The sequence below is a fragment of the Roseibium sp. genome, from assembly GCF_965229775.1.
Lineage (GTDB): Bacteria > Pseudomonadota > Alphaproteobacteria > Rhizobiales > Stappiaceae > Roseibium.
Window position 1 is genome coordinate 1,247,930 of record NZ_OZ245929.1, and the last position, 20,031, is coordinate 1,267,960.

At 60.1% G+C, this 20,031-nt stretch carries 17 protein-coding genes; 8 read left to right on the forward strand and 9 right to left on the reverse strand.

Annotated elements, in window-relative coordinates:
- Positions 1-323: 323 nt before the first annotated feature.
- The gene (locus ACO07N_RS05465; RefSeq protein WP_421980053.1) at positions 324-2,321 is read right to left on the reverse strand and encodes a methylmalonyl-CoA mutase family protein; all 1,998 of its coding nucleotides are present in this window, start codon (positions 2,319-2,321) and stop codon (positions 324-326) included.
- 283 nt (positions 2,322-2,604) lie between these two features.
- On the opposite strand from ACO07N_RS05465, the gene ccrA reads away from it, so the two are divergent.
- Together ccrA and ACO07N_RS05475 are read left to right on the forward strand one after the other, a co-directional pair.
- Complete coding sequence (ccrA, locus tag ACO07N_RS05470) at positions 2,605-3,900, forward strand: crotonyl-CoA carboxylase/reductase (protein WP_421980054.1); 1,296 nt, start codon at positions 2,605-2,607, stop codon at positions 3,898-3,900.
- 1,899 nt (positions 3,901-5,799) lie between these two features.
- Positions 5,800-6,336: a CAP domain-containing protein gene (locus ACO07N_RS05475; RefSeq protein WP_421980055.1), complete on the forward strand. Its 537-nt coding sequence runs from the start codon at positions 5,800-5,802 to the stop codon at positions 6,334-6,336.
- A 10-nt stretch (positions 6,337-6,346) separates the two neighbouring features.
- Here the strand turns inward: ACO07N_RS05475 and ACO07N_RS05480 are convergent, their stop codons facing one another.
- Positions 6,347-6,778, reverse strand: a complete 432-nt coding sequence (locus ACO07N_RS05480; RefSeq protein WP_421980056.1) for an SH3 domain-containing protein — start codon at positions 6,776-6,778, stop codon at positions 6,347-6,349.
- Between the two features lie 198 nt (positions 6,779-6,976).
- On the opposite strand from ACO07N_RS05480, the gene ACO07N_RS05485 reads away from it, so the two are divergent.
- Positions 6,977-7,468 (forward strand): hypothetical protein, encoded by a 492-nt coding sequence (locus tag ACO07N_RS05485; protein ID WP_421980057.1) that lies wholly within the window; start codon positions 6,977-6,979, stop codon positions 7,466-7,468.
- Between the two features lie 39 nt (positions 7,469-7,507).
- Here ACO07N_RS05485 and ACO07N_RS05490 read toward each other — a convergent pair whose 3' ends face one another.
- Entirely contained in the window at positions 7,508-8,242 is a 735-nt protein-coding gene (locus ACO07N_RS05490) for a GH25 family lysozyme (RefSeq protein ID WP_421980058.1), read from the reverse strand.
- Between the two features lie 460 nt (positions 8,243-8,702).
- Between ACO07N_RS05490 and ACO07N_RS05495 the strand changes: the two genes are divergently transcribed.
- Positions 8,703-9,263: a TetR/AcrR family transcriptional regulator gene (locus tag ACO07N_RS05495; protein ID WP_421980059.1), complete on the forward strand. Its 561-nt coding sequence runs from the start codon at positions 8,703-8,705 to the stop codon at positions 9,261-9,263.
- 140 nt (positions 9,264-9,403) lie between these two features.
- Here the strand turns inward: ACO07N_RS05495 and ACO07N_RS05500 are convergent, their stop codons facing one another.
- Positions 9,404-10,606, reverse strand: a complete 1,203-nt coding sequence (locus tag ACO07N_RS05500; protein ID WP_421980060.1) for a porin — start codon at positions 10,604-10,606, stop codon at positions 9,404-9,406.
- 599 nt (positions 10,607-11,205) lie between these two features.
- Here ACO07N_RS05500 and xth point away from each other — a divergent pair.
- Entirely contained in the window at positions 11,206-12,015 is an 810-nt protein-coding gene (xth, locus tag ACO07N_RS05505) for an exodeoxyribonuclease III (RefSeq protein WP_421980061.1), read from the forward strand.
- 11 nt (positions 12,016-12,026) lie between these two features.
- Here xth and ACO07N_RS05510 read toward each other — a convergent pair whose 3' ends face one another.
- Both ACO07N_RS05510 and ACO07N_RS05515 read right to left on the reverse strand, forming a co-directional pair.
- On the reverse strand, positions 12,027-12,974 hold the full coding sequence (locus ACO07N_RS05510; RefSeq protein ID WP_421980062.1) for an aminotransferase class IV: 948 nt from the start codon (positions 12,972-12,974) through the stop codon (positions 12,027-12,029).
- Positions 12,975-13,005: 31 nt separating this feature from the next.
- A complete protein-coding gene (locus tag ACO07N_RS05515) occupies positions 13,006-13,989 on the reverse strand; it encodes an NADPH:quinone oxidoreductase family protein (protein ID WP_421980063.1) in 984 nt (327 codons plus the stop codon).
- A gap of 229 nt (positions 13,990-14,218) precedes the next feature.
- Between ACO07N_RS05515 and ACO07N_RS05520 the strand changes: the two genes are divergently transcribed.
- Entirely contained in the window at positions 14,219-14,701 is a 483-nt protein-coding gene (locus ACO07N_RS05520) for an RNA methyltransferase (protein WP_421980064.1), read from the forward strand.
- Between the two features lie 43 nt (positions 14,702-14,744).
- On the opposite strand, the gene ACO07N_RS05525 is transcribed toward ACO07N_RS05520, so the two are convergent.
- Positions 14,745-16,175, reverse strand: a complete 1,431-nt coding sequence (locus ACO07N_RS05525; RefSeq protein ID WP_421980065.1) for an MFS transporter — start codon at positions 16,173-16,175, stop codon at positions 14,745-14,747.
- A 177-nt stretch (positions 16,176-16,352) separates the two neighbouring features.
- On the opposite strand from ACO07N_RS05525, the gene ACO07N_RS05530 reads away from it, so the two are divergent.
- Complete coding sequence (locus ACO07N_RS05530; RefSeq protein WP_421980066.1) at positions 16,353-17,672, forward strand: NADase-type glycan-binding domain-containing protein; 1,320 nt, start codon at positions 16,353-16,355, stop codon at positions 17,670-17,672.
- A gap of 13 nt (positions 17,673-17,685) precedes the next feature.
- Here ACO07N_RS05530 and ACO07N_RS05535 read toward each other — a convergent pair whose 3' ends face one another.
- Positions 17,686-18,417, reverse strand: a complete 732-nt coding sequence (locus ACO07N_RS05535) for a M15 family metallopeptidase (RefSeq protein ID WP_421980067.1) — start codon at positions 18,415-18,417, stop codon at positions 17,686-17,688.
- A 155-nt stretch (positions 18,418-18,572) separates the two neighbouring features.
- A complete protein-coding gene (locus ACO07N_RS05540) occupies positions 18,573-19,139 on the reverse strand; it encodes a sigma-70 family RNA polymerase sigma factor (RefSeq protein ID WP_421980068.1) in 567 nt (188 codons plus the stop codon).
- A 285-nt stretch (positions 19,140-19,424) separates the two neighbouring features.
- Between ACO07N_RS05540 and ACO07N_RS05545 the strand changes: the two genes are divergently transcribed.
- Positions 19,425-19,934 (forward strand): invasion associated locus B family protein, encoded by a 510-nt coding sequence (locus ACO07N_RS05545; RefSeq protein ID WP_421980069.1) that lies wholly within the window; start codon positions 19,425-19,427, stop codon positions 19,932-19,934.
- Positions 19,935-20,031 lie beyond the last annotated feature (97 nt).

Below are 20,031 nucleotides of genomic sequence, written 5' to 3' on the forward strand. Positions count from 1 at the left end.
TTCACTTCAGGAAATGCAACCGCGAATCATCTCCCCGGCCAGACACCGCCTGCTGTTCTAGGGTACGGACCCATAAATGAAACCGATTTGGCGGCAGAAATGGCAACATCTCGCGAGGAAGCGTGCGCAGAGCGGGCTTTATGCCCGGTCAAGCGCGATGACGCTGCGAGGTGAAGCCATTTTGCCGTCCTTCGGATTTGGCCGTTTTGGCCATCTGCCGCGTCGCGAAAGGCTTGAAAATGAACCACATTTCCTGCGCTTTCGCTCCTCGCAGCTGATCAAAGCGATCCAAACCAAATTGACTTCATTTATGGGTCCGTACCCTAGGCCGCCCGCGCCCCTTTCGCGCCAACGATCCTGACCACATCGGCCATGATATCCGTCAGCTGGAAGTCTTTCGGCGTGTAGACGGCGGCGACACCCATGGCCTTCAGTTGCGCTGCATCCTCGTCGGGGATGATACCGCCGACAACGACGGGAATGTCATCCGCGCCGGCCGCCCTGAGCCGCTCCATGACGTCGCGCACCAGCGCCAGGTGCGACCCGGACAGGATCGAAAGACCGATCACGTGCACATCTTCTTCCACGGCCGCGTTGACGATCTGCGCCGGTGTCAGGCGAATACCCTCGTAAACGACTTCCATGCCGCAATCACGGGCCCGCACGGCAATCTGTTCCGCGCCGTTGGAATGACCGTCGAGACCAGGCTTTCCGACCAGGAACTTCAGCCTGCGTCCGAGCGTTTCGGAGACGGCGTTGACGTCCGCCCGGACCGCGGCAAGGTCCCCGGCATCGTCGCGCGCGGATTGCCCGACCCCGGTCGGGGCACGGTATTCTCCAAAGACCTCGCGCAGCGTGCGGCCCCATTCCCCGGTCGTGACCCCCGCCTTGGCCGCCGCGATGGAAGGTTCCATGATGTTCCGGCCTTCCTGGGCAGCGGATTTCAGCTCCGACAGCGCCGCGGCAACGGCGGCATCATCGCGCGCATCCCTCCAGGCCTTCACCTTTTCGATGGCCTCCGCCTCGACATGTTCGGGAACGGTCAGGATCGCGCCGTCTTCTCCGGCCGCAAGGGGCGATGGCTCCGTTTCCGTCCATCGGTTCACGCCAACCACGACCTGGTCTCCGGCCTCGATGGCGGCCAGGCGCGCGGAATTGGATTCAACGAGCTGCCGCTTCATGTAGCTGGAGTCGACAGCGGCAACCGCACCGCCCATCGCGTCGATCCGGGCAAGTTCCTCGCGGGCTTCCGCCTTGAGCGCCTCGACCTTGTTGGTGATTTCCACCGACCCGTCGAAGATGTCGGCGTAGTCCAGAAGATCGGTTTCATAGGCCATGATCTGCTGCATTCTGAGCGACCATTGCTGGTCGAACGGCCGCGGCAGTCCGAGCGCCTCGTTCCAGGCAGGAAGCTGTACCGCCCGTGCGCGCGCATTCTTGGACAGCACCACGGCGAGCATTTCCACCAGGATGCGATAAACGTTGTTTTCCGGCTGCTGTTCGGTGAGCCCGAGAGAGTTGACCTGAACGCCATAGCGGAACCGCCGGTATTTCTCGTCCTCGACACCATAGCGGTCTCTGCAGATTTCGTCCCAGAGTTCGGTGAAGGCGCGCATCTTGCACATTTCGGTGACAAAGCGCATCCCGGCATTCACGAAAAACGAGATCCGCCCGACGGCCTTGGGAAAATCCTCTTCAGGGATCGCCCCGCTTGCCTTCATGGAATCCAGAATCGCAACCGCGGTGGCGAGCGCGAACGACAGTTCCTGGACCGGCGTAGCGCCTGCTTCCTGCAGGTGATAGGAGCAGACGTTCATCGGGTTCCATTTGGGCATGTTGGAATAGGTCCAGGCGATGACGTCCGTCGTCAGTTTCAGCGACGGTGCCGGCGGGAAAACGTAGGTGCCCCTGGAGAGATATTCCTTGATGATGTCGTTCTGGGTCGTGCCGGAGAGGAGTTTCCGGTCGGCGCCTTGCCCGTCCGCTGCCGCAATATAGAGCGACAGCAGCCAGGGCGCGGTCGCGTTGATCGTCATGGACGTGTTCATGCGCTCGAGCGGGATCTCGTCAAACAGGGTTCGCATGTCGCCGAGATGCGTGACCGGCACACCGACCTTGCCAACCTCGCCCCGCGCCAGCATGTCGTCCGGATCGTAGCCGGTCTGCGTCGGCAGATCGAAGGCAACGGACAATCCGGTCTGACCCTTGGCCAGGTTTCCGCGGTAGAGCTTGTTCGATTCCGCCGCCGTGGAATGGCCTGCATAGGTCCGGAAAATCCACGGGCGGTCCCGCTCTTTGCCTGTTTCACCGGTCTGGCTCATGCCGATAGTCCTCCTAAGACGTTCTTCTGACAGCCTTATTCTTCTTTCCTAATCCCCATTTTATCCGGATCTCCCGGTCCGGTGGAGCGTGCCTGACATTACGCGCATGCGAAATCTGTCTGTGCAATGCAAAATATGCTTGGCATCAAAACGCAAGTTAAGCAATAGTCGTATAGATCGACGCGCGATTTTGAACAATAGTTGCGCAAAATAGGAATTTGAGCCAAACATGCCTTGTGCAGTTGCGAAATCGCGAGCCAAGCAAAGCCCTGGGAGGGGATGAATGACTGCAACCGCTGAAGCCAATGACAACCGAACATTTGAGGATGCTCCGGTGAAAGACCTTTACGAAATCGGTGAAATTCCGCCGCTCGGTCACGTCCCGAAGAACATGTATGCCTGGGCGATCCGGCGTGAGCGCCACGGCGCGCCCGAGGACGCGATGCAGCTCGAGGTCGTGCCGACCTGGGAACTCGACAGCCACGAGGTGCTGGTCCTGGTGATGGCCGCAGGCGTCAACTACAACGGCATCTGGGCCGGCCTCGGCGAACCGATCAGCCCGTTTGACGGGCACGGAGCCCCCTATCACATCGCCGGATCCGACGCGTCCGGGATCGTCTGGGCCGTCGGCGACAAGGTGAAACGCTGGAAAGTCGGCGACGAGGTCGTCATTCACTGTAACCAGGACGACGGCGACGACGAGGAATGCAACGGCGGCGACCCGATGTTCTCCAACACGCAGCGCATCTGGGGTTATGAAACGCCGGATGGCTCCTTCGCGCAGTTCACCCGGGCCCAGGCGCAGCAGCTGATGCCACGGCCCAAGCACCTGACCTGGGAAGAGGCCGCGTGCTACACACTGACGCTCGCCACCGCCTACCGCATGCTGTTCGGACACCATCCGCATGAACTCAAGCCCGGCCAGAACGTGCTCGTCTGGGGCGCCTCCGGCGGTCTGGGGTCTTATGCGATCCAGCTGATCACGGCGGCAGGCGCCAATGCGATCGGCGTGATTTCGGACGAGGACAAGCGCCAGTTCGTCATGGATCTCGGCGCGAAGGGCGTCATCAACCGCAAGGACTTCAACTGCTGGGGCCAGCTGCCGACGGTCGGCTCGCCCGAATATGGCGAGTGGTTCAAGGAAGCCCGCAAGTTCGGCAAGGCGATCTGGGAATTCACCGGCAAGGGCAACAATGTCGATATCGTCTTCGAGCACCCGGGCGAAGCGACATTCCCGATCTCGACCTTCGTTTGCAAGAAAGGCGGCATGGTCGTCATCTGCGCGGGTACGTCGGGCTTCAACTGCACCTTCGATGTCCGCTACATGTGGATGCACCAGAAGCGTCTGCAGGGCTCGCATTTCGCCCATCTGAAACAGGCCGCAGCAGCCAACAAGCTGATGATCGAACGGCGCATCGACCCGTACATGTCCGAAGTGTTCCCCTGGGACCAGATCCCGAGCGCACACACCAAGATGTGGAAGAATCAGCACGCCCCCGGCAACATGTCGGTGCTGGTCTGCGCTCCGACAACCGGGCTCAGGACGTTCGAGGACGTTCTGGATGCCGGAAAACGCTGACAAAGAGCTCCCTGAAAGGCTTGGGCAACAGACCCTGACAAGCCTGATGCAGCCTGACCGGCCCGTGTTTCACGGGCCGGTTTTTTGTTCGGTGCCGATAGACCCGTCATTCCGCAAGGGCTTTACCGAGCATCAGACGCTGAATTGACCACACTCAAATCAGCCGTCCTTGCCAGACTTGCTTCCCCTGATTTGTCGTCCCGGTTTGCCGCAACGGCGGCAAGACCGGGAACCAGTACGCCCGGTGGCCCGAGATTTTAAGAAGAAGGAGAAACGGGGGGTACTGGGTTCCGGCCTTCCGCTACGCTTCAGCCGGAATGACAAGTTCAGTAACTGCGCACCGCCGCACGAGATCAGTTCCGGGTTAAACCGGACAGCAATGGACTCGATCTGGCAATCCAAGCCGTAATGCCAGCGGACGTCTGGGCTTGGAAAGACAGCTATTGGAGCGGAAACGGTCTTGCCGCCGCGACTGTTACCTCTCCCACTGGGAGAGGTCGGCCTGAAGGGCCGGGTGAGGGGACAGGTGTTGGCGTGTCTTTCCGATAAATGCCCCCTCACCCCGGCCCTCTCCCATTGGGAGAGGTGGAAAGCTCCGCTAGTTTTAGCTGCTCAAACAAGGTGGCTTCGACGGAGGCCCTTGGCCGTCCTTAGAATCGGGAGGACGATTGGAATGGCCTCCGGACGAGGTGCGGAACGCTGGCAGCAAATGCGCCAATGCCACCATCGTCACCCCGGGCGAACGACGTGAGACCCGGGGCCGGGGAGCCCGGGCGCATGTAAACGGCCACCGCGAGATCCGACACCTCAGTGCCTCTCCGATCCCGGCACGCGCTGCGTTTGACCGGGATGACGACAGGAAGAGTGCGAGCGCTGTCTCGACAGGCGGAACCTGGGTATTTAATCGAACCCGCGAGATCATACTTGCACCATCGCGCGTCATTGCCAGACGTGATCTGGCAATCCATGCCATTGCCTCTCGCCGATGACAGATATCGTAACCGGAAGCGGAGCGGCATGGATGCCATGGTCAAGCCATGGCATGACCGCTGAATACGGAAACCCGTCATTGACATAGAGAAAGCGGCAAACATCCCGTCCGACTCCAAATCGGGATACAGACTTGCTTCCCCTGATTTGTCGCCCCGGTTTGCCGCACAAGCGGCAAGACCGGGAACCAGTACGCCCGGTGGCCCGAGATTTTAAGAAGAAGGAGAAACGGTGGGTACTGGGTTCCGGCCTTCCGCTACGCTTCAGCCGGAATGACAAGTTCAGTAACTGCGCACCGCCGCACGAGATCAGTTCCGGGTTAAACCGGACAGCAATGGACTCGATCTGGCAATCCAAGCCGTAATGCCAGCGGACGTCTGGGCTTGGAAAGACAGCTATTGGAGCGGAAACTGTCTTGCCGCCGCGACTGTTACCTCTCCCACTGGGAGAGGTCGGCCTGAAGGGCCGGGTGAGGGGACAGGTGTTGGCGTGTCTTTCCGATAAATGCCCCCTCACCCCGGCCCTCTCCCATTGGGAGAGGGAGAAAACTCCGCTAGTTTTAGCTGCTCAAACAAGGTTGCTTCGACGGAGGCCCTTGGCCGTCCTTAGAATCGGGAGGGCGATTGGAATGGCCTCCGGACGAGGTGCGGAACGCTGGCAGCAAATGCGCCAATGCCACCATCGTCACCCCGGGCGAACGACGTGAGACCCGGGGCCGGGGAGCCCGGGCGCATGTAAACGGCCACCGCGAGATCCAAGGTCATTGCCTCTCCGATCCCGTCGCGCGCTGCGCTTGGCCGGGATGACCTTCACTTGCCCCCAACTGATTTTTACCCCGCCGTAATTCTGCTGTGATGTCCTCTTTTGCTAACTGCCGTTCGAATCAGGTCATTTCCGGAGCCGCATCAGGTGATCCAGACAAAATCATGTATCACGTCCGCCAGGCTTGCTGTCGCCGCGCTGGCGGTTCTCGTCCTGGCAAGCTGTCAGAGCGAACGCTTTCAGACACCGCCCTTCTACAAGGACCTGGCGCGCGCCGACGGCGAGGTCTACGCGGCGACCGCCGCGCAGATGATTTCGCAGTACCGGATCAACAACGGCCTGTCGGCCGTCACACCGGACGCCAAGCTCACCGGTATTGCAAAATCGCAGGCCGAGGCAATGGCCAGGGCGGGCAGCGTCCAGGCCTCGCTTGCACCGGACCAGCAACTGGCAACCCGTCTGTCGTCCATCGGCGAGCCGAAAACGGCGGCGGCCGAGAATGTCAGCGCCGGCTACCGGACCTTTGCGGAAGCCTTTTCGGGCTGGCGCGAATCGCCCAAGCACAACCAGGTGCTGCTGACACCGGATGCGACTCGCCTGGGCATCGCGACCGCCTATTCCCAGACGGCGAAACACAAGGTTTTCTGGTCGCTCGTGCTAGCTGCACCGAGGCCGGGCAGCTGACACCGCGGGCTCAGTAGCGCCTGGGATATCTCGGATAGATCGGCTGGACCGGCCGCACGACCGGCGGCGGACGCCGGTAGATGGGGTAGTTGCTGCCGTAACGCGGCACGCCGATATAGACCCCCGCACTCGGGATCGGCCGGCCGTAGTAAGACCCCTGGACACCGTAACTCAGGTACTTGCCCGAAACCCAGCCCTTCACATTGGCAAAGGCGGCATCGCACCAGGAGAAGTTTGCCGTACAACCGAAGACGGTAACGCCGCCGCCCTGCGGCACGGTTGCAAGAACCGGGTATTTGGTTCCCGGACCCGCACGCATGTTCAGGTTGGCGGTCGTGTAGGCAATCGCGGGACCTCCCGACTGCGCCAGCGCCGGCATTGTCATCATGGCCACGGCGCACAGGGCCAGCGGCAAGCGGATCAGCATCTTGTTATTCTCCATTTTATCTCGCTCCCGGGCGATTTCCGCCCGGACCGAATGCCCACACACGGCGAAGATGTGGGAAGACATCATGGCAAAAGTATAGCGCGGCAAGCGTGACGCGGCCGTGATGGCGCCCGCAAACCACTTTGTGCTTGCCCAGCCGCCGCCCGATCGGCTTCACTGTGCGAAGAATTCCAAGGGGGGGAACAAGCCAGGATGAAACGGTTTCAGGAACTTGCAGCGGCGTCCATTGTCTCGGCGGCCTTGCTGCTGGCCTCGCAATCGGCCGCGATCGCCTTCGATGCCCACGCCGGCTACTACTACCCCGAGCCCCAGACCAACGAGGTCTACATATCGGAGCTGCCGGTTGCCAATGACGCCCAGAAACGCTCCAGGGCGGCCTTTGTCATCGGCCTTGCCGCGCAGCATTCAAAGCAGAACCACGCGGCGGGATACCATCTCTTCGCCAAGGGCGGCGACCTTGAGAAACTGATCATCGTCGCAACCGGCGACGGCCAGTACGACACGCTCTACCGGCTGCGCGCGCTGCTCGCCGCGCTGACGTCACTGGCCCGCTCGACCGAGCTTTTCGCGCGGTCCAATCATCCGCACGAGCTGAACTTTCTCGATTTCTGCAAGCTGATCGGCTTCAAGCAGGTCACCATCACCAACGGCAAGGACATCGCCCACCAGATCAAGATCCGGTAAGCGTTCCAGACCGCAATTGGAGCTGTTGACCTGCCCGCGTCAGCGCCGCAGCTTGCCGTTGAGCCAGGCGCGGTACTGGGACTTCGTTCCGAAGAAGACGTTCCTGTCGACATCCCCCTTGATGCCCGGAATCCGGCCTTCCGCGGTATACTGCCAGAACACCCAGTCATCGCGCTGGTCGTAGATGTTCTTCGGATGGGTAGCCACGGAGCGCAGCCAGAATTGTTCGCCCTTCAGGGCACCGACCAGCCTGTCGCGGTGAAAGTCCACGGAGGAATAGATCACAGGGCGCTTGCCGTAATACCGCTCCATCTCGTCGAGGAATTTCTTCATTTCGCTCAGGATCTTTGTGCGCGCAGGGCGTTTTTGGCAGGTCTTGGAGTGTGCGTTCCATTCCATGTCCAGAACGAGCGGGATCGCTTCGGGATCCTTCGGCACGACTTCCTTCACCCAGGAAATCTGTTCCTCGACCGGGCGGCAGAAATAGTAGAAATGGTAAGCGCCTCTGGGTACGCCCGCCTTGCGCGCCGCGATCCAGTTCTGCGCAAAGCGCGGGTCCACGTGGTCACCGCCCTCCGTCGCCTTGATCCAGGCGAATTGAACGCCGGAGCGTTTGACCTCGTCCCAGTCGATTTCGCCCTGCCAGCGGGAGATGTCGATCCCGTGGACGGCATAATCTTCCGGTGTCGGGTCCGGAAAGTCATAGGCCGAGCAGGCAGCCAGCAGGAAAACCAATCCGATGATCGAAGCAAAGACACTAATACGCGGCAACACGGCACCCTCGACAGGTTAACAAACACTTTCTGTCATTGACCAAAATGCGCGGAATTTCCTAACGGAGCGTGGATGTTTCTTCGCTTTTTCCGCAAAAGTGATCGGCAATTGGCAACAAAACCGCCGTGCCGGACACTTTCGGCGAAACAGGGGCGAAGGCGCGCTTTCAAGAAAATCTGCGTCGATATTCACAGAATTGGAGCAGTGGCGGAGCAAGTCAATGTTATTGAGACTAACATTACGCCAAAGCCTTGCCGTCGAACAGTTTTCAGCAAATTTGTCAATGCAATCTCTTGCGTTACAACCAGTAATACGTACGATCCGCCCCGGAAAACATCCGCCAAGACACATAAAATCTGGCAGTCTCCAGAAAAACACACCGCATTAATTGTCCCTCATATGGACTCAACTGCCCGCGGACACTAAAAAGTGAAAAAACAAAAAAATACCGGGGGCATGAATGAACGAGCGTGAAACAAAGATTGTTGAGACAGCTCTTCAACTTTTTTCTCATTATGGCGTCAAGAAAACAACGATGAGCGAAATCGCGACGGCTGCCGGTGTCGCCCGGCAGACGCTCTACAACGCCTATGACTGCAAGGAACAACTGATCTACGACGCGGTTGAGCACCATGTGCGCAAGTCGGCGAATCTGATCTCGGAAGAATGCACCGACGTCGAGGATCTCGGTGCGCGGCTGGACATCGCGTTCATGCACCTCAGCGCGAAACCGTGCGAGATGATGTTGCAGATGCCCCATGGCGAGGAAATTCTTCAGATCCTGGAAGGCATCGACAAGACCAAGAAAAAGAACATCATGCGCATCTGCAACGAGGCCATCGGCACGGCGCTTGAACCTTTCAGGGACAGGCTGTCACTCGGGCAGGTTGATTTCGAGGACCTGTGCGAATTCGTCAGGATGTCCTTCGATCAGATCAGGACCAGGACCGAGGAAAAAGAGCAGATCTGCCGCTCGTATGCGCCGCTCAGAAAGCTTCTTGAAAACAGCGTCGTCGCCTGACACCAGAGTGCATGCCCCGTCGTGACGGCTTGAGCCGGCGCCCGCTTTCGTTCCGAAAGGGGGGCCCGGCAGTTTGGAGTCTGCCGGGCCTGTTGACTGAGAGGAGGTCAATCTTTCTCAGCCAGATTCTAATCCTGGGATTAGAACGTACGCTGCATACGAACACCGAAGAGGAGTTCGTCGAGGTCGTCAACGTTTTCGCCGGTGATGTCGGCGCTGGTGTTGGCGTAACCTACGTCGGCACCGAGGACGAAACCGGAGACCGGCTCCCACTGTACGGAACCGTCGATTGCCCAACGGTCGATATCCGCATCGGTGTTGCCGATGAAGTCTTCCTGGTCGACGTGAGCGTAGGAACCATCAAGTGCCACGCCGATGGTCGGCGTTGCCTGGATGTACACACCTGCGGACAGGGAGTAACCCGTGCTCTTGTCGCCGTTTCCGCCGTAGTCGGAGACGGAACCGAGTGTCGTGCCCGCGTTGTTGACCACGGAAACGCCCGTGATGCCGTTACCGATGTAGGACAGTGCGCCGTCAGCGTAGAAGCCCTGGAAGTAGATGTTGGAACCGGAGTTCGCGAACGGCAGGTTCACGACCGCACCGGCACCGATTGCCCAACCGAGGCTGTCTTCATCGCCCGAAGTGTTCGTGCTGTTGAAGGCTGCGTCCGGGTAGACCTGGTGCAGAGCACCGGACAGCTGTGCAGAACCCCATCCCTGGGAGACGCCGAGAGCAGCGACAACGTCGGGCATGCGCGTTCCGCCGTAATCGCCGACTTCACGGTCAGACCGGTCTTCCAGAGCCAGCGTTGCGGAGAAGCCGTTGCCGAAGGCAGCGGTGTAGGCAAGCTGGTTCGTGGTCACGTCCGACCAGTCACGGGTGACGACACCGATGAAGGCCTGACCGGTGTAGATGTTGAAGTTGGAGCCGAGGTAACCGGCTGTCAGGCCGCCCCACTGGATGTAACCGGCGTCCAGCTTGAAGCCGTTTTCGCCGTTTTCCACCTGCATGCGCAGCGCAACATAGGCACGCAGGGTGCCGAACTCAGTCGCGTTGCGGGCATCAAGGTAAGCGTAACCGCGTGTCAGCCAGTCGTAACCGTCCTGATCACGGTTTTCCCAGTTGCCGTCTTCCAGAACGTTGTTGACGACGAACTGCGTACGCAGACGGCCACCAACGCGCAGGCAGGTTTCGGTGCCCGGGATGTAATAGAAGCGGGAGCCGTAAGCGTCACAGACGCGAACGTAGTCGACCGGCTCCGGAGCAACCGGAAGATCGGCCGCCTGAGCGGTGGTAGCGGTGGCAGCAGCTGCCACGCCGAGCATCAAGCCCTTAAGTTTCATAGTAATCTCCAAGTTTTTTCGATCACAAGCAAACACATCAAAGTGAAAACCCCAAATTTCTTTCACATCTCAGCTTATTGACAGTGCTCATTGAGCCTTGGTTCAATAAATTGCCTGCTCGACACAACTGAAATCATTTTTCTCGATTCACCTCAAGAGCATTTTCGACCTCAGCTTCAGATTGAAAAACAGAGTCACTTTTTTGCAACATATTGAAATTACAGGATAATTAACAACAAAATTAGCTCCGCCGCCGCTTCACCCGACTCGGAGTTTTACTTTGTTACTATTATTTGGCGCTTGGCTATTATTAGCATGTTTTTGGAGAACCACCTTCCGGGGGCCTCTGGGAGAGCATCATCTCGCAAGTGCAAAATGGACTCAAATAACAATTTTGTCAAATTGTCTTTTTGTCCATTTGTCTAGAAAACTAGACGAGGCAGCGTCAAAATCGCGGAATTCCGTGGCTGGCCAGGTGAGCGGCGCGACCAAACCGGCAACATCAGTTTGTGAGGACACGGAGCCGTGAGACGGCATATTGCGCTTGCCGCCCGAATCCGTATGACTGTGCGGACTTCAACTGCTGCGGATACCTGACGATGAAAGATCGGCTCAAGCTCGTAACCTGGAACATCAATTCCGTGCGCTTGCGCATGCCGATCGTCGAAAAGCTGATCGACGAGATCGCACCCGACGTCATCTGCCTTCAGGAGACCAAGTGCCCGGATGCGAACTTCCCGGAAAACGCCATCCGCAAGGCCGGCTACGAGCATATCGCCATCAACGGGCAGAAGGGCTATCACGGTGTGGCAACACTCTCCCGCCGTCCGCTCAGCAACGTCGAGAAGCGGGACTTCTGCAATGTCGGAGACAGCAGGCACGTCGCGGTCGATATTCCCTTCAACGGCGCAAGCCTGCGCCTGCATAATTTCTATGTACCGGCGGGCGGCGACGAACCGGACCGCAAGATCAACCCGAAATTCGGCCACAAGCTCGACTTCATGGACGAAATGAAGGGCTGGCTGAAGGGACCCGAAACGGATCGGCCGGCCGTGCTCGTGGGCGATCTGAACGTTGCGCCCTATGAACATGACGTCTGGTCGCACAAGCAACTTCTGAAGGTGGTGTCACATACGCCGGTCGAAACGGACCTTTTCGAGAAAGTGCGCGAGGCAGGCGGCTGGCTCGACGCCATGCGCCGGTTCACGCCGCTGGAAGAAAAGCTTTACACCTGGTGGAGTTACCGGGCGAAAGACTGGTCGAAAGCCGACAAGGGACGCAGGCTCGATCATGTATGGGTCTCCGGCCCGCTCGCATCACATGTCAAGTCAACATCGGTGATGCGCGAAGCCCGGGGCTGGGAAAAGCCGTCCGACCACGCACCGGTCATCGCGGTGTTCGAAGCTTAGTCTGAACCCGGTCACTCGGACCGATAGTCAATTTCGGTGCGGTATTGCGGGCTGTTGGCCCAGTCAAAATACCTTTCCCTGATCGACAGGGTCACTTCACCCGGCGATCCGTTCGAAAACAGGCGGTCATCGATTTTCGTGACCGGCGCAACCCCCCCGCCGGATGTCGAGATCAGGACCTCGTCGCTCTGAAGCAATTCTTGGAGCGGAAGCGTCCTCGTCTGCGTCACCAATCCCAATTCAGCGCCGATTTCCAGCACCGTCCGCCGGCTGATGCCTTCCAGGACACCATCGTCAGGCGTCAGCAGGCAATTGTCCTTGATCGAAAAGACATTGAAACCGGGGCCCTCCGTGACATTCCCTTCCCCGTCGAGCAGCAACACGGTCTCCGCACCGGCGTCCTTTGCCTCGAAGAGCCCTTTCGTGAAGTCGCCCCAGTGATAGTTCTTCACCCTGGGATCGACACTGGACGCAGGGATGCGGGTTACCGTCCTGGCCACATGAACATAGGCGCCGGACGCCGCGATATCCGGCCGGATGACATGAATATAAGGCACGCACCAGGCAAAGAAGTGGTTCCTGCAATCCCTTGGATCGCGCGATCCCGGGACGGTATTGACCCCGCGGGAGGTCACCATCGCGACATAGGCCCGTTTCAGCCCGGTCGCGGACACAAGATCATGCAGCACGGTTTTGACATCGGTTTCGCTCAGTCCCGGATCCAGGCGGAGACTTTCCATCGACCGGAAAAACCGCTCGACGTAGAGCCCGAGCCGGAAGAACGCGCCCTCCCAGACAGGCACGACATCATAGGTGATGTCGGAATGGATGAGACCCCAGTCGTTGAGCGGGATCGACGCCTCGGCGATCGGCATGATCCTGCCGCGCATCCAGGCAGCACCGGACTGAAGATCTGTAGGACCGCGGTCGGCCTGTTGTTCGCTCGAGACTGTGGTCATGGCAGCGTCCAGTCCTTGTTCGGGTCCCCGGTCAGGTGACACGAGGCTTCAGGATCACCTTGCCGCGTACCTTGCGTGCGGCAATCTCGTCCAGCGCGACGGCGATCTCCTCCAGGGGATAGACCGCGTGGACATGAGGCTTCAAACGCCCCTCTTGCACCCAGTCAAGCAGGCGCGTCATGTTGTTCCGGTGGCCTTCCGGGTCGCGTTCAACGGCGGCGCCCCAGAAGACCCCGAGCACATCCACACCTTTCAGCATGACAATGTTGAGCGGTATCTTCGGAATGTCTCCGGCGGCGAAGCCGATCACCAGGAACCGGCCTTCCCAGGCGGTCGCCCTGAGCGCCTGTTCGGAATGGGTTCCGCCGACGGGATCATAAACCACATCGGCCCCCGTGCCTCCGGTGAACTCCTTGAGCCGTTCTTTCAGCGGTTCTTTCGAATAGTCGATGGTCAGGTCCGCACCGAGTGAACGGGCAAAGGCGAGCTTGTCTTCCGACGAAGCGCAGGCAATGACCTTCGCCCCCATCACGGAGGCGATTTCAACCGCGGCCTGACCGACACCGCCGGAAGCGCCCAGGACAGCCACGGTCTCGCCCGGCTGAAGATCGGCCCGATCTTTGTAGGCATGAAGCGTCGTCCCGTAGGTCACTGCGAGCCCCGCGGCGACCTCGAACGAAACGCCGTCCGGAATCCGGATCACGTCCGCAGATCGCACCAGCACCTTTTCGCGCGCTGCGCCCCATTTCATGTATCCCATCACCCGTTCACCGGCCGCGACGTCCGTGACGCCCGGACCGACGGCATCGACAATGCCGGCGAACTCCGCACTCGGCGAAAACGGGAACTCGGGTTTGAACTGGTACCTGCCCTGGATGATCAGCGTGTCGAAAAAGTTGAGCGCACACGCCTCCACCCTGACCACGACCTCGCCCGGACCGGCAACCGGCTCGTCGATTTGCTCGATCACCAGGCTGGACGCCGGACCGAAGGATTTGCAAAGACAGGCTTTCAAGGGAACCTCTGGACAACACGAGCGGATACGGGTGCGGCATTGCCGCCCGGGTGCAACGTTAGCAAGTCCTGACGAGAGGACCTATAGGCATTCCGGCTAAGCAGGCGGTTCAAAACCGGCCTGCTTTCCGGTATGAGGCTCGCACGAGGACAAACGGGACGAAGAGATGCGCGGATATTTTGCAATTGGAGCGGAAGGTCTTTCAAAACGCATGAATCTGGGCACGTTGATGAGATCGGCTCACGCCTTCGGCGCGAACTTCTTTTTCACCGTCGACGCGGATCAGAAAATCCGGTCCGCGCCTCCGTCGGATACCTCCAAGAGCCCCGGGCACCTGCCGGTGTTCACCTGGGACAACGTCGACACGATGGACCTGCCGCGCGGCTGTCAGCTGGTGGGGATCGAACTGACCGACGAGTCCATTGACCTGCCGAGTTTCGGACACCCCCTTCAGGCGGCCTATGTCCTTGGGCCGGAGCGGGGATCCCTGTCGCCCGAGATGCTGGAACGCTGCGACCACGTGGTCCGGATCCCGACAAAATTCTGCGTGAACGTTGCCATGGCCGGAGCGATTGTCATGTATGACCGCCACCGGGCACTCGGGCGCTACGCGGAACGCCCGGTGTCGTCCGGGGCCCCCACGAGCCAGCGCGCAAAACACGTGAGCGGCGGCCCGGTCATGCGCAAGGGCCGCAAGGTTCCAGGCACCTGACCAGCCGCCCGGGCACCAGCCGCGAATGGACCGGAACCGGAGCCTATGCACCGTGTTCCTTCAGTTTCGTGAGGAGCGAACGGCTCGCAACCCAGGCGAGGACCGCCATCAGCGCAAATGTCAGGAACAGCCACGCGGCGGAGTTCGCCGTCGCTGCGATGTCGTTGCGGGTATTGAAACCCGTTTGATTGGCAACCAGGCCGGCGACCGCCGTTCCGAACGACACGGCGAACATCTGGATCGTCGACAGGGCGGAGGCCGCGTTCTCCTTTTCCGTGACGTCGGTATATTGAAGGGCGAATGTGTTCAGGTGCGGCCAGCTCAGGCCGATGCCGGCCCCCACCACGATGAGCGCGAGCGACAGCACCCCCGCCAGCCCCGCCCCGCTGACATCATGGGCCGGGGTCGCGGCCGCCAGAACCAGCGTGCCCGCAAGCAGCACGGCCGGCCCCGCGAACACCACCCTGTGCATGGCCTTTCCGGTGAAGCGCGCGGAATAGACCTCCGCACATGACCAGCCGATGGAGATCAGGGCCGCGATGTAACCGGCCAGCAGGGGAGACAGGCCGTGCAGGCGCTGCAGATAGAACGGCATGAAAAACTCTGCATTCACGCAGAAAATCAGCAGCGACATCGCCGCGAATGACAGGAACAGCGGGGTTCCGTGCAACATCGCACCCCTCGGGAACAGGCGGATATCGGACGCGTTTTCACGGCGCATAAGCACCAGGACCAGAACGATCGAGACGGCAACGCCGACAGCCGCACCGGCGAACGACTCGGCGAGCGATCCCGCCGACACCGCCAGCACGGCACCCGCAAGCAGCGCCAGTTGGCCGAAGGCGATCGGTCCAGCCGGCGGCAACGTGTCCCCGACTGTCGGAAGGAGCCGCCAGGCAATCAGCGAGTAGACCGCCGTGACCGGGATCAGCGCGGCAAAGCCGCCGCGCCAGATGTCATACTCGGCAAACATGCCACCGACGGCAGGCCCGAACAGCATGGCGATGCCCCAGGTGCCTGAGAGCAGCGCCACGGCGCGAGACCACAGGCGTTCCGGGTAGGCGAAAACAATCATCGCGTAGCACAGCGTGAACATCATGCCGCCCCCAGCGCCCTGCACCGAACGTCCGGCAAGCATCACCGGCATGTCCGGAGCCAGCGCGGTGATCAGGCTGCCCAGCGCGAACACGGCGCCGGACAGGGCAAACGACCGTTTCACGTCCATGCGGTTCAGAATCTTTCCGGTGACCGCCGCGCTCAGGATCGCGGCAAGCGTGAACAAGGTGGCATTCCAGGCGTAAAGGCTCTGGCCACCGATCTCCGCGACGATCGTCGGCAGCATGGTGGCCGAAATATTGATGTTGACCGCATGCAGAATGATACCGCCCGCCAGAACCGCGGAAACGGGTGCATGCGCTCCCCAAAGGACATCGCTCCACCGGGCTTCCCCGGGTTGCTCGAATGTGGCTGTCATGAGTGGTTTATCTCTTTTTGAGAACAGGACTTCGGTCAATGCCGCCCCTACCTAGGGGCTCAACCTAAGTTGAGGTCAAGAGCTCTTTTTGAGCATCAGTCTCGGGCCGCCGGATGCGGGATCTTGCATTTCGCGGCAACGGGCGGTTTTCTTGAAGGGATTGCCGGGGGAAGATCGATGATTGTTCGTTTCAAATATCTCGTGTCGATACTGTGTGTTCTGCTCTTTACCCTGCCGCCCGGCGCGGCCGCGGCGTCGTCCGAAAGAGTTGCGCTTGTCATCGGAAACGGCGCTTACCGGACGATGTCGGCACTGCGCAACCCGCCGAACGACGCCAATCTGATGAGCCGCAAGCTCTCGGGCCTGGGCTTCGACGTGGTTCGCCTCATTGACGGGAACAAGGTCGCCTTTGCCGCGGCCCTCACCGAGTTCGGGCGCAAGGCCCAGGGCGCGGATGTGGCCATCGTCTACTACGCCGGGCACGGTGTTCAGGTGAACGGACGCAACTGGCTGCTTCCGGTCGACGCCGACATCATCGCCTCCACGGATCTCCCCGGCCAGGCGATCAAGGCAAACGACCTGCTGGAGATCATGGAGATTTCCGGCGCACGGCTGAAGCTTGTTTTCTTCGATGCCTGCCGGAACAATCCGCTGCCCCGGTCTCTCTCCAGGGGCACCTCCAACGGGCTCGCGCGTCTGGAAGCCAATGCCGCGGGCATGATGATCGCCTTTGCGACGGCACCGGGAGACGTGGCGCTGGACGGTACCGGAAACAACAGCCCGTTCACCGAGGCGCTCGCCCGCCTGATCGATACGCCCGACCTCGAAGTGCGCCACCTGATGGGCAAGGTGCGCGAGAGCGTCTATGTTTCAACGGGTCAGCGCCAGCTCCCCTGGCTCAACGAGGCCCTGATCGGCGAGTTCTACTTCGGCGGAAAATCGGAACAGGACGCGGCACCGACCACGCCTCCGAAGACCGCGGCGCTTGCGCTCAATCCCCCGCAGACGGCCCACGCGCCGCTGCCCAGATTTGCCGGCAGGCACTGCGCTTCAGCGTCCGGTTCCGGCGGCGCTTTCGATGTCTGCGCGAGCTCCATGCTGGACCCGCAGCTTGGCAACCGCTACGGCCCCAACAATCTGTTCGACGGCAAATTGGCAACCGCGTGGGTGGAAGGCGTGTCGGGAAACGGAGCGGGCGAGCGGATCCTGCTTTCTTTTGACCGGCCCCGGCAACTCGCCGGGTTTGAGATCGTCAACGGCTATGCGAAAAACCGCGACATCTTTAGCAAGAATGCGCGGGTCCGCACGGTCCGGGTGACTCTTTCCAGCGGAGACACCCAGGTCATTTCACTGCCCGACACGATGCGGGCAAGCAGCTTCAGCTTTGCGCAGCCGGTAGAGACCACCTGGCTGGAGCTGCAGATCGAAACCGTTTTTCCCGGATCGAAATACACAGATACCGCCGTTTCGGAATTTGTTCCCCTGTTCGCCGACTGACATGCGGGCAGGGTCATCTGCGATCGATGGCGAAATCGAACGAGCGGCGGGGAAAGGGTTCGTTTGCGAGCGTGAAGTGCCACCATTCACCCGGATAATTTCGAAACCCGCCCTTGCGCATGAGCGCCACGAGATCGCGGCGGTAGGCTTGTGCCGTTTTGGAAACAGCAGCGGAGTCGGTTCGGCTTGCCGGGTCGAAACAATCGAACGGCGTTCCGAAATCGACTGTGCTGCGGTCTGTTCGGGCGCAGACAGTGGCCCTGTCTTCAGCCGGTTGACCGGAGGACAGGTGTTCAAGACCCACATCGACTGTCGAACCGCGCGCATGACTGCTCTTGGCACCGATATATCCTTGCCGAATCAGTTGTGATCTCGAGACATTCGGGAAATAGGCCGGGTCCGTTCCCTTGCCCGATCCGACCCAGGCAACCATCGCGTCCACAGCGCTTTGCGGACGGTAGCAGTCGAAGACCACCAGGGAATATCCCTTGCCGACGGCTGCGTTCTGCACCTTGCCGAGCGCCTTGGCCGCCGCTTCGGTCAGGACACATTCGCCGGCATTGTATCCCGGCAGCCGCTTGCGCATGAAATTGTCCCGGCCCGCGTACCGGATTTCCTGGCGGATATCGGGAACATGGTCCTTCAGATAGACAAACCCGTCCGGAAGCGCACCGGCCTGGCCCGGGGAAACGAGAAGCAGCGAGACGGTCGCAGCCGCGCACGACGGCCTGGGGAACAGCTTCATAAATGACGTCAATTTGGTTAGCATCGTGTTGACCAGCTGCGAGAAGCGAAAGCGCAGGAAATGTGGTTCATTTTCAAGCCTTTCGCGACGTGGCAAATGGCCGAAACGGCCAAATCCGAAGGACGCCAAATCGGCTTCATTTATGCGTCCGTGTCCTAATCCACATCGACCGCTTCGTCGGCTTCGATCAGCTGACGCAGCCGGCCGAAGGCCAGCCGGATACGCGACTTGACGGTGCCGAGCGGCAAGCCGGTTGTCTCCGAAATCTCGCTGTGGGACTGGCCGAGGAAAAACGCGAGCCGGACGACTTCCATCTGCTCTTCCGGCAGCTTGGTGATTGCGGCACGCACCCGTTCTTCCCGCAGCCGCGCATCCATTTCCTCCGAAACATCGGGAAGGGGTGCCGGCTGGAGCGCAGGTTCTTCCGGATCCAGGTCCGCGGTTTTTTGCCGCCGCAGCCGGTCGATGCGGCGATTGCGCGCAACACGGAACAGCCAGGTGCTCGCCGACGACTTTCTGGGATCGAACAGATCGGCCTTGCGCCAGAGCGTGACCATAACGTCTTGCGCGATTTCTTCCGCCACCGCTGCATCCGCGCCTTGTTTCATCAGGTAGCCCTTCAGCCGCGGGGCAAAGTGATCAAACAATTCAACAAATGCGGTCTTGTCGCGGTCAGCCGCGACCTTGACGATCAGATCTGAAAAATACTGCGCTTGCACCAAAAGCTGTCGTGCTCCCTTTCCGACCCTATTCTTTAGCAGGTTCGAAACTTTTCGAAAGAGGGTTCAGCTGTTTCTGCCACACTGTTGCCGCGATTAACCGCAAGAGCCAATAGGGGAAACAGAAATAATAGAGATCAATCGGCAGGAACGTCAAAAACCCGCAATTGCCCGGCCAAGGCTTCAACCCTTTCGTAACCAGCTTTAAGTTATCATTAAAGCTAGGTTTATAAGAACGACGGCAATTGCATCAAATTTGACGAAAACTCATAGCCAGATGGTGTGGAGATGATGAAAGCAAAATCGCTGGTACTGGCCCTCGCAGGCCTGGCCGTTTCAAGTGCAGCAGCTTTCGCGCAGACCCCGACGCTTTTGAAGCAACACAAGGACTGGGCGGCGTACACGACGCCAAGCGGTGGCGGCAAGGTTTGCTACGCGCTGACGAAGCCGACCACAATGCTGCCGGGCGACCGCAATCACGGAGAGGTCTTTTTCTTCGTGACGTCGCGTCCCGCAGAAGGTGTCTCGTCGGAGCCCAGCCTCGTTGTCGGTTACCCGTTCAAGGACAAGTCTTCCGTTTCCGTCGACGTTGACGGCAAGGGATTTACGCTTTTCACCAACAATGACGGAGCCTGGGTCGAAAACGCAGCGACCGAGGCCCAGCTTGTTGCCGCGATGAAAGCGGGCCGTGAAATGACGGTCAACGGCGAATCGAGCCGCGGAACCCGGACGACCTACAAATTTTCGCTGTCCGGCGTGACTGCGGCCATCGACACGGCGGCGCAGGCCTGCCGCTAGCGCAGCTTTCGCCCGCTGTGCGGGACATCCCGGTCGGAACCGTCTGACCGGGAGCGGCATATCCGTGCGGCCGGAAAAGCCCGGCACCTTGATTTTT

What these genes read in the sequence shown, in the direction of transcription:
- ACO07N_RS05485 (WP_421980057.1), top strand. Translation starts at nt 6,977, where the DNA reads ATGAAACGGTTTCAGGAACTTGCAGCGGCGTCCATTGTCTCGGCGGCC.
- ACO07N_RS05495 (WP_421980059.1), top strand. Translation starts at nt 8,703, where the DNA reads ATGAACGAGCGTGAAACAAAGATTGTTGAGACAGCTCTTCAACTTTTT.
- ACO07N_RS05535 (WP_421980067.1), bottom strand. Translation starts at nt 18,417, where the DNA reads ATGAAGCTGTTCCCCAGGCCGTCGTGCGCGGCTGCGACCGTCTCGCTG.
- ccrA (WP_421980054.1), top strand. Translation starts at nt 2,605, where the DNA reads ATGACTGCAACCGCTGAAGCCAATGACAACCGAACATTTGAGGATGCT.
- xth (WP_421980061.1), top strand. Translation starts at nt 11,206, where the DNA reads ATGAAAGATCGGCTCAAGCTCGTAACCTGGAACATCAATTCCGTGCGC.
- ACO07N_RS05545 (WP_421980069.1), top strand. Translation starts at nt 19,425, where the DNA reads ATGATGAAAGCAAAATCGCTGGTACTGGCCCTCGCAGGCCTGGCCGTT.
- ACO07N_RS05525 (WP_421980065.1), bottom strand. Translation starts at nt 16,175, where the DNA reads ATGACAGCCACATTCGAGCAACCCGGGGAAGCCCGGTGGAGCGATGTC.
- ACO07N_RS05520 (WP_421980064.1), top strand. Translation starts at nt 14,219, where the DNA reads ATGAGATCGGCTCACGCCTTCGGCGCGAACTTCTTTTTCACCGTCGAC.
- ACO07N_RS05480 (WP_421980056.1), bottom strand. Translation starts at nt 6,778, where the DNA reads ATGGAGAATAACAAGATGCTGATCCGCTTGCCGCTGGCCCTGTGCGCC.
- ACO07N_RS05510 (WP_421980062.1), bottom strand. Translation starts at nt 12,974, where the DNA reads ATGACCACAGTCTCGAGCGAACAACAGGCCGACCGCGGTCCTACAGAT.
- ACO07N_RS05465 (WP_421980053.1), bottom strand. Translation starts at nt 2,321, where the DNA reads ATGAGCCAGACCGGTGAAACAGGCAAAGAGCGGGACCGCCCGTGGATT.
- ACO07N_RS05500 (WP_421980060.1), bottom strand. Translation starts at nt 10,606, where the DNA reads ATGAAACTTAAGGGCTTGATGCTCGGCGTGGCAGCTGCTGCCACCGCT.
- ACO07N_RS05530 (WP_421980066.1), top strand. Translation starts at nt 16,353, where the DNA reads ATGATTGTTCGTTTCAAATATCTCGTGTCGATACTGTGTGTTCTGCTC.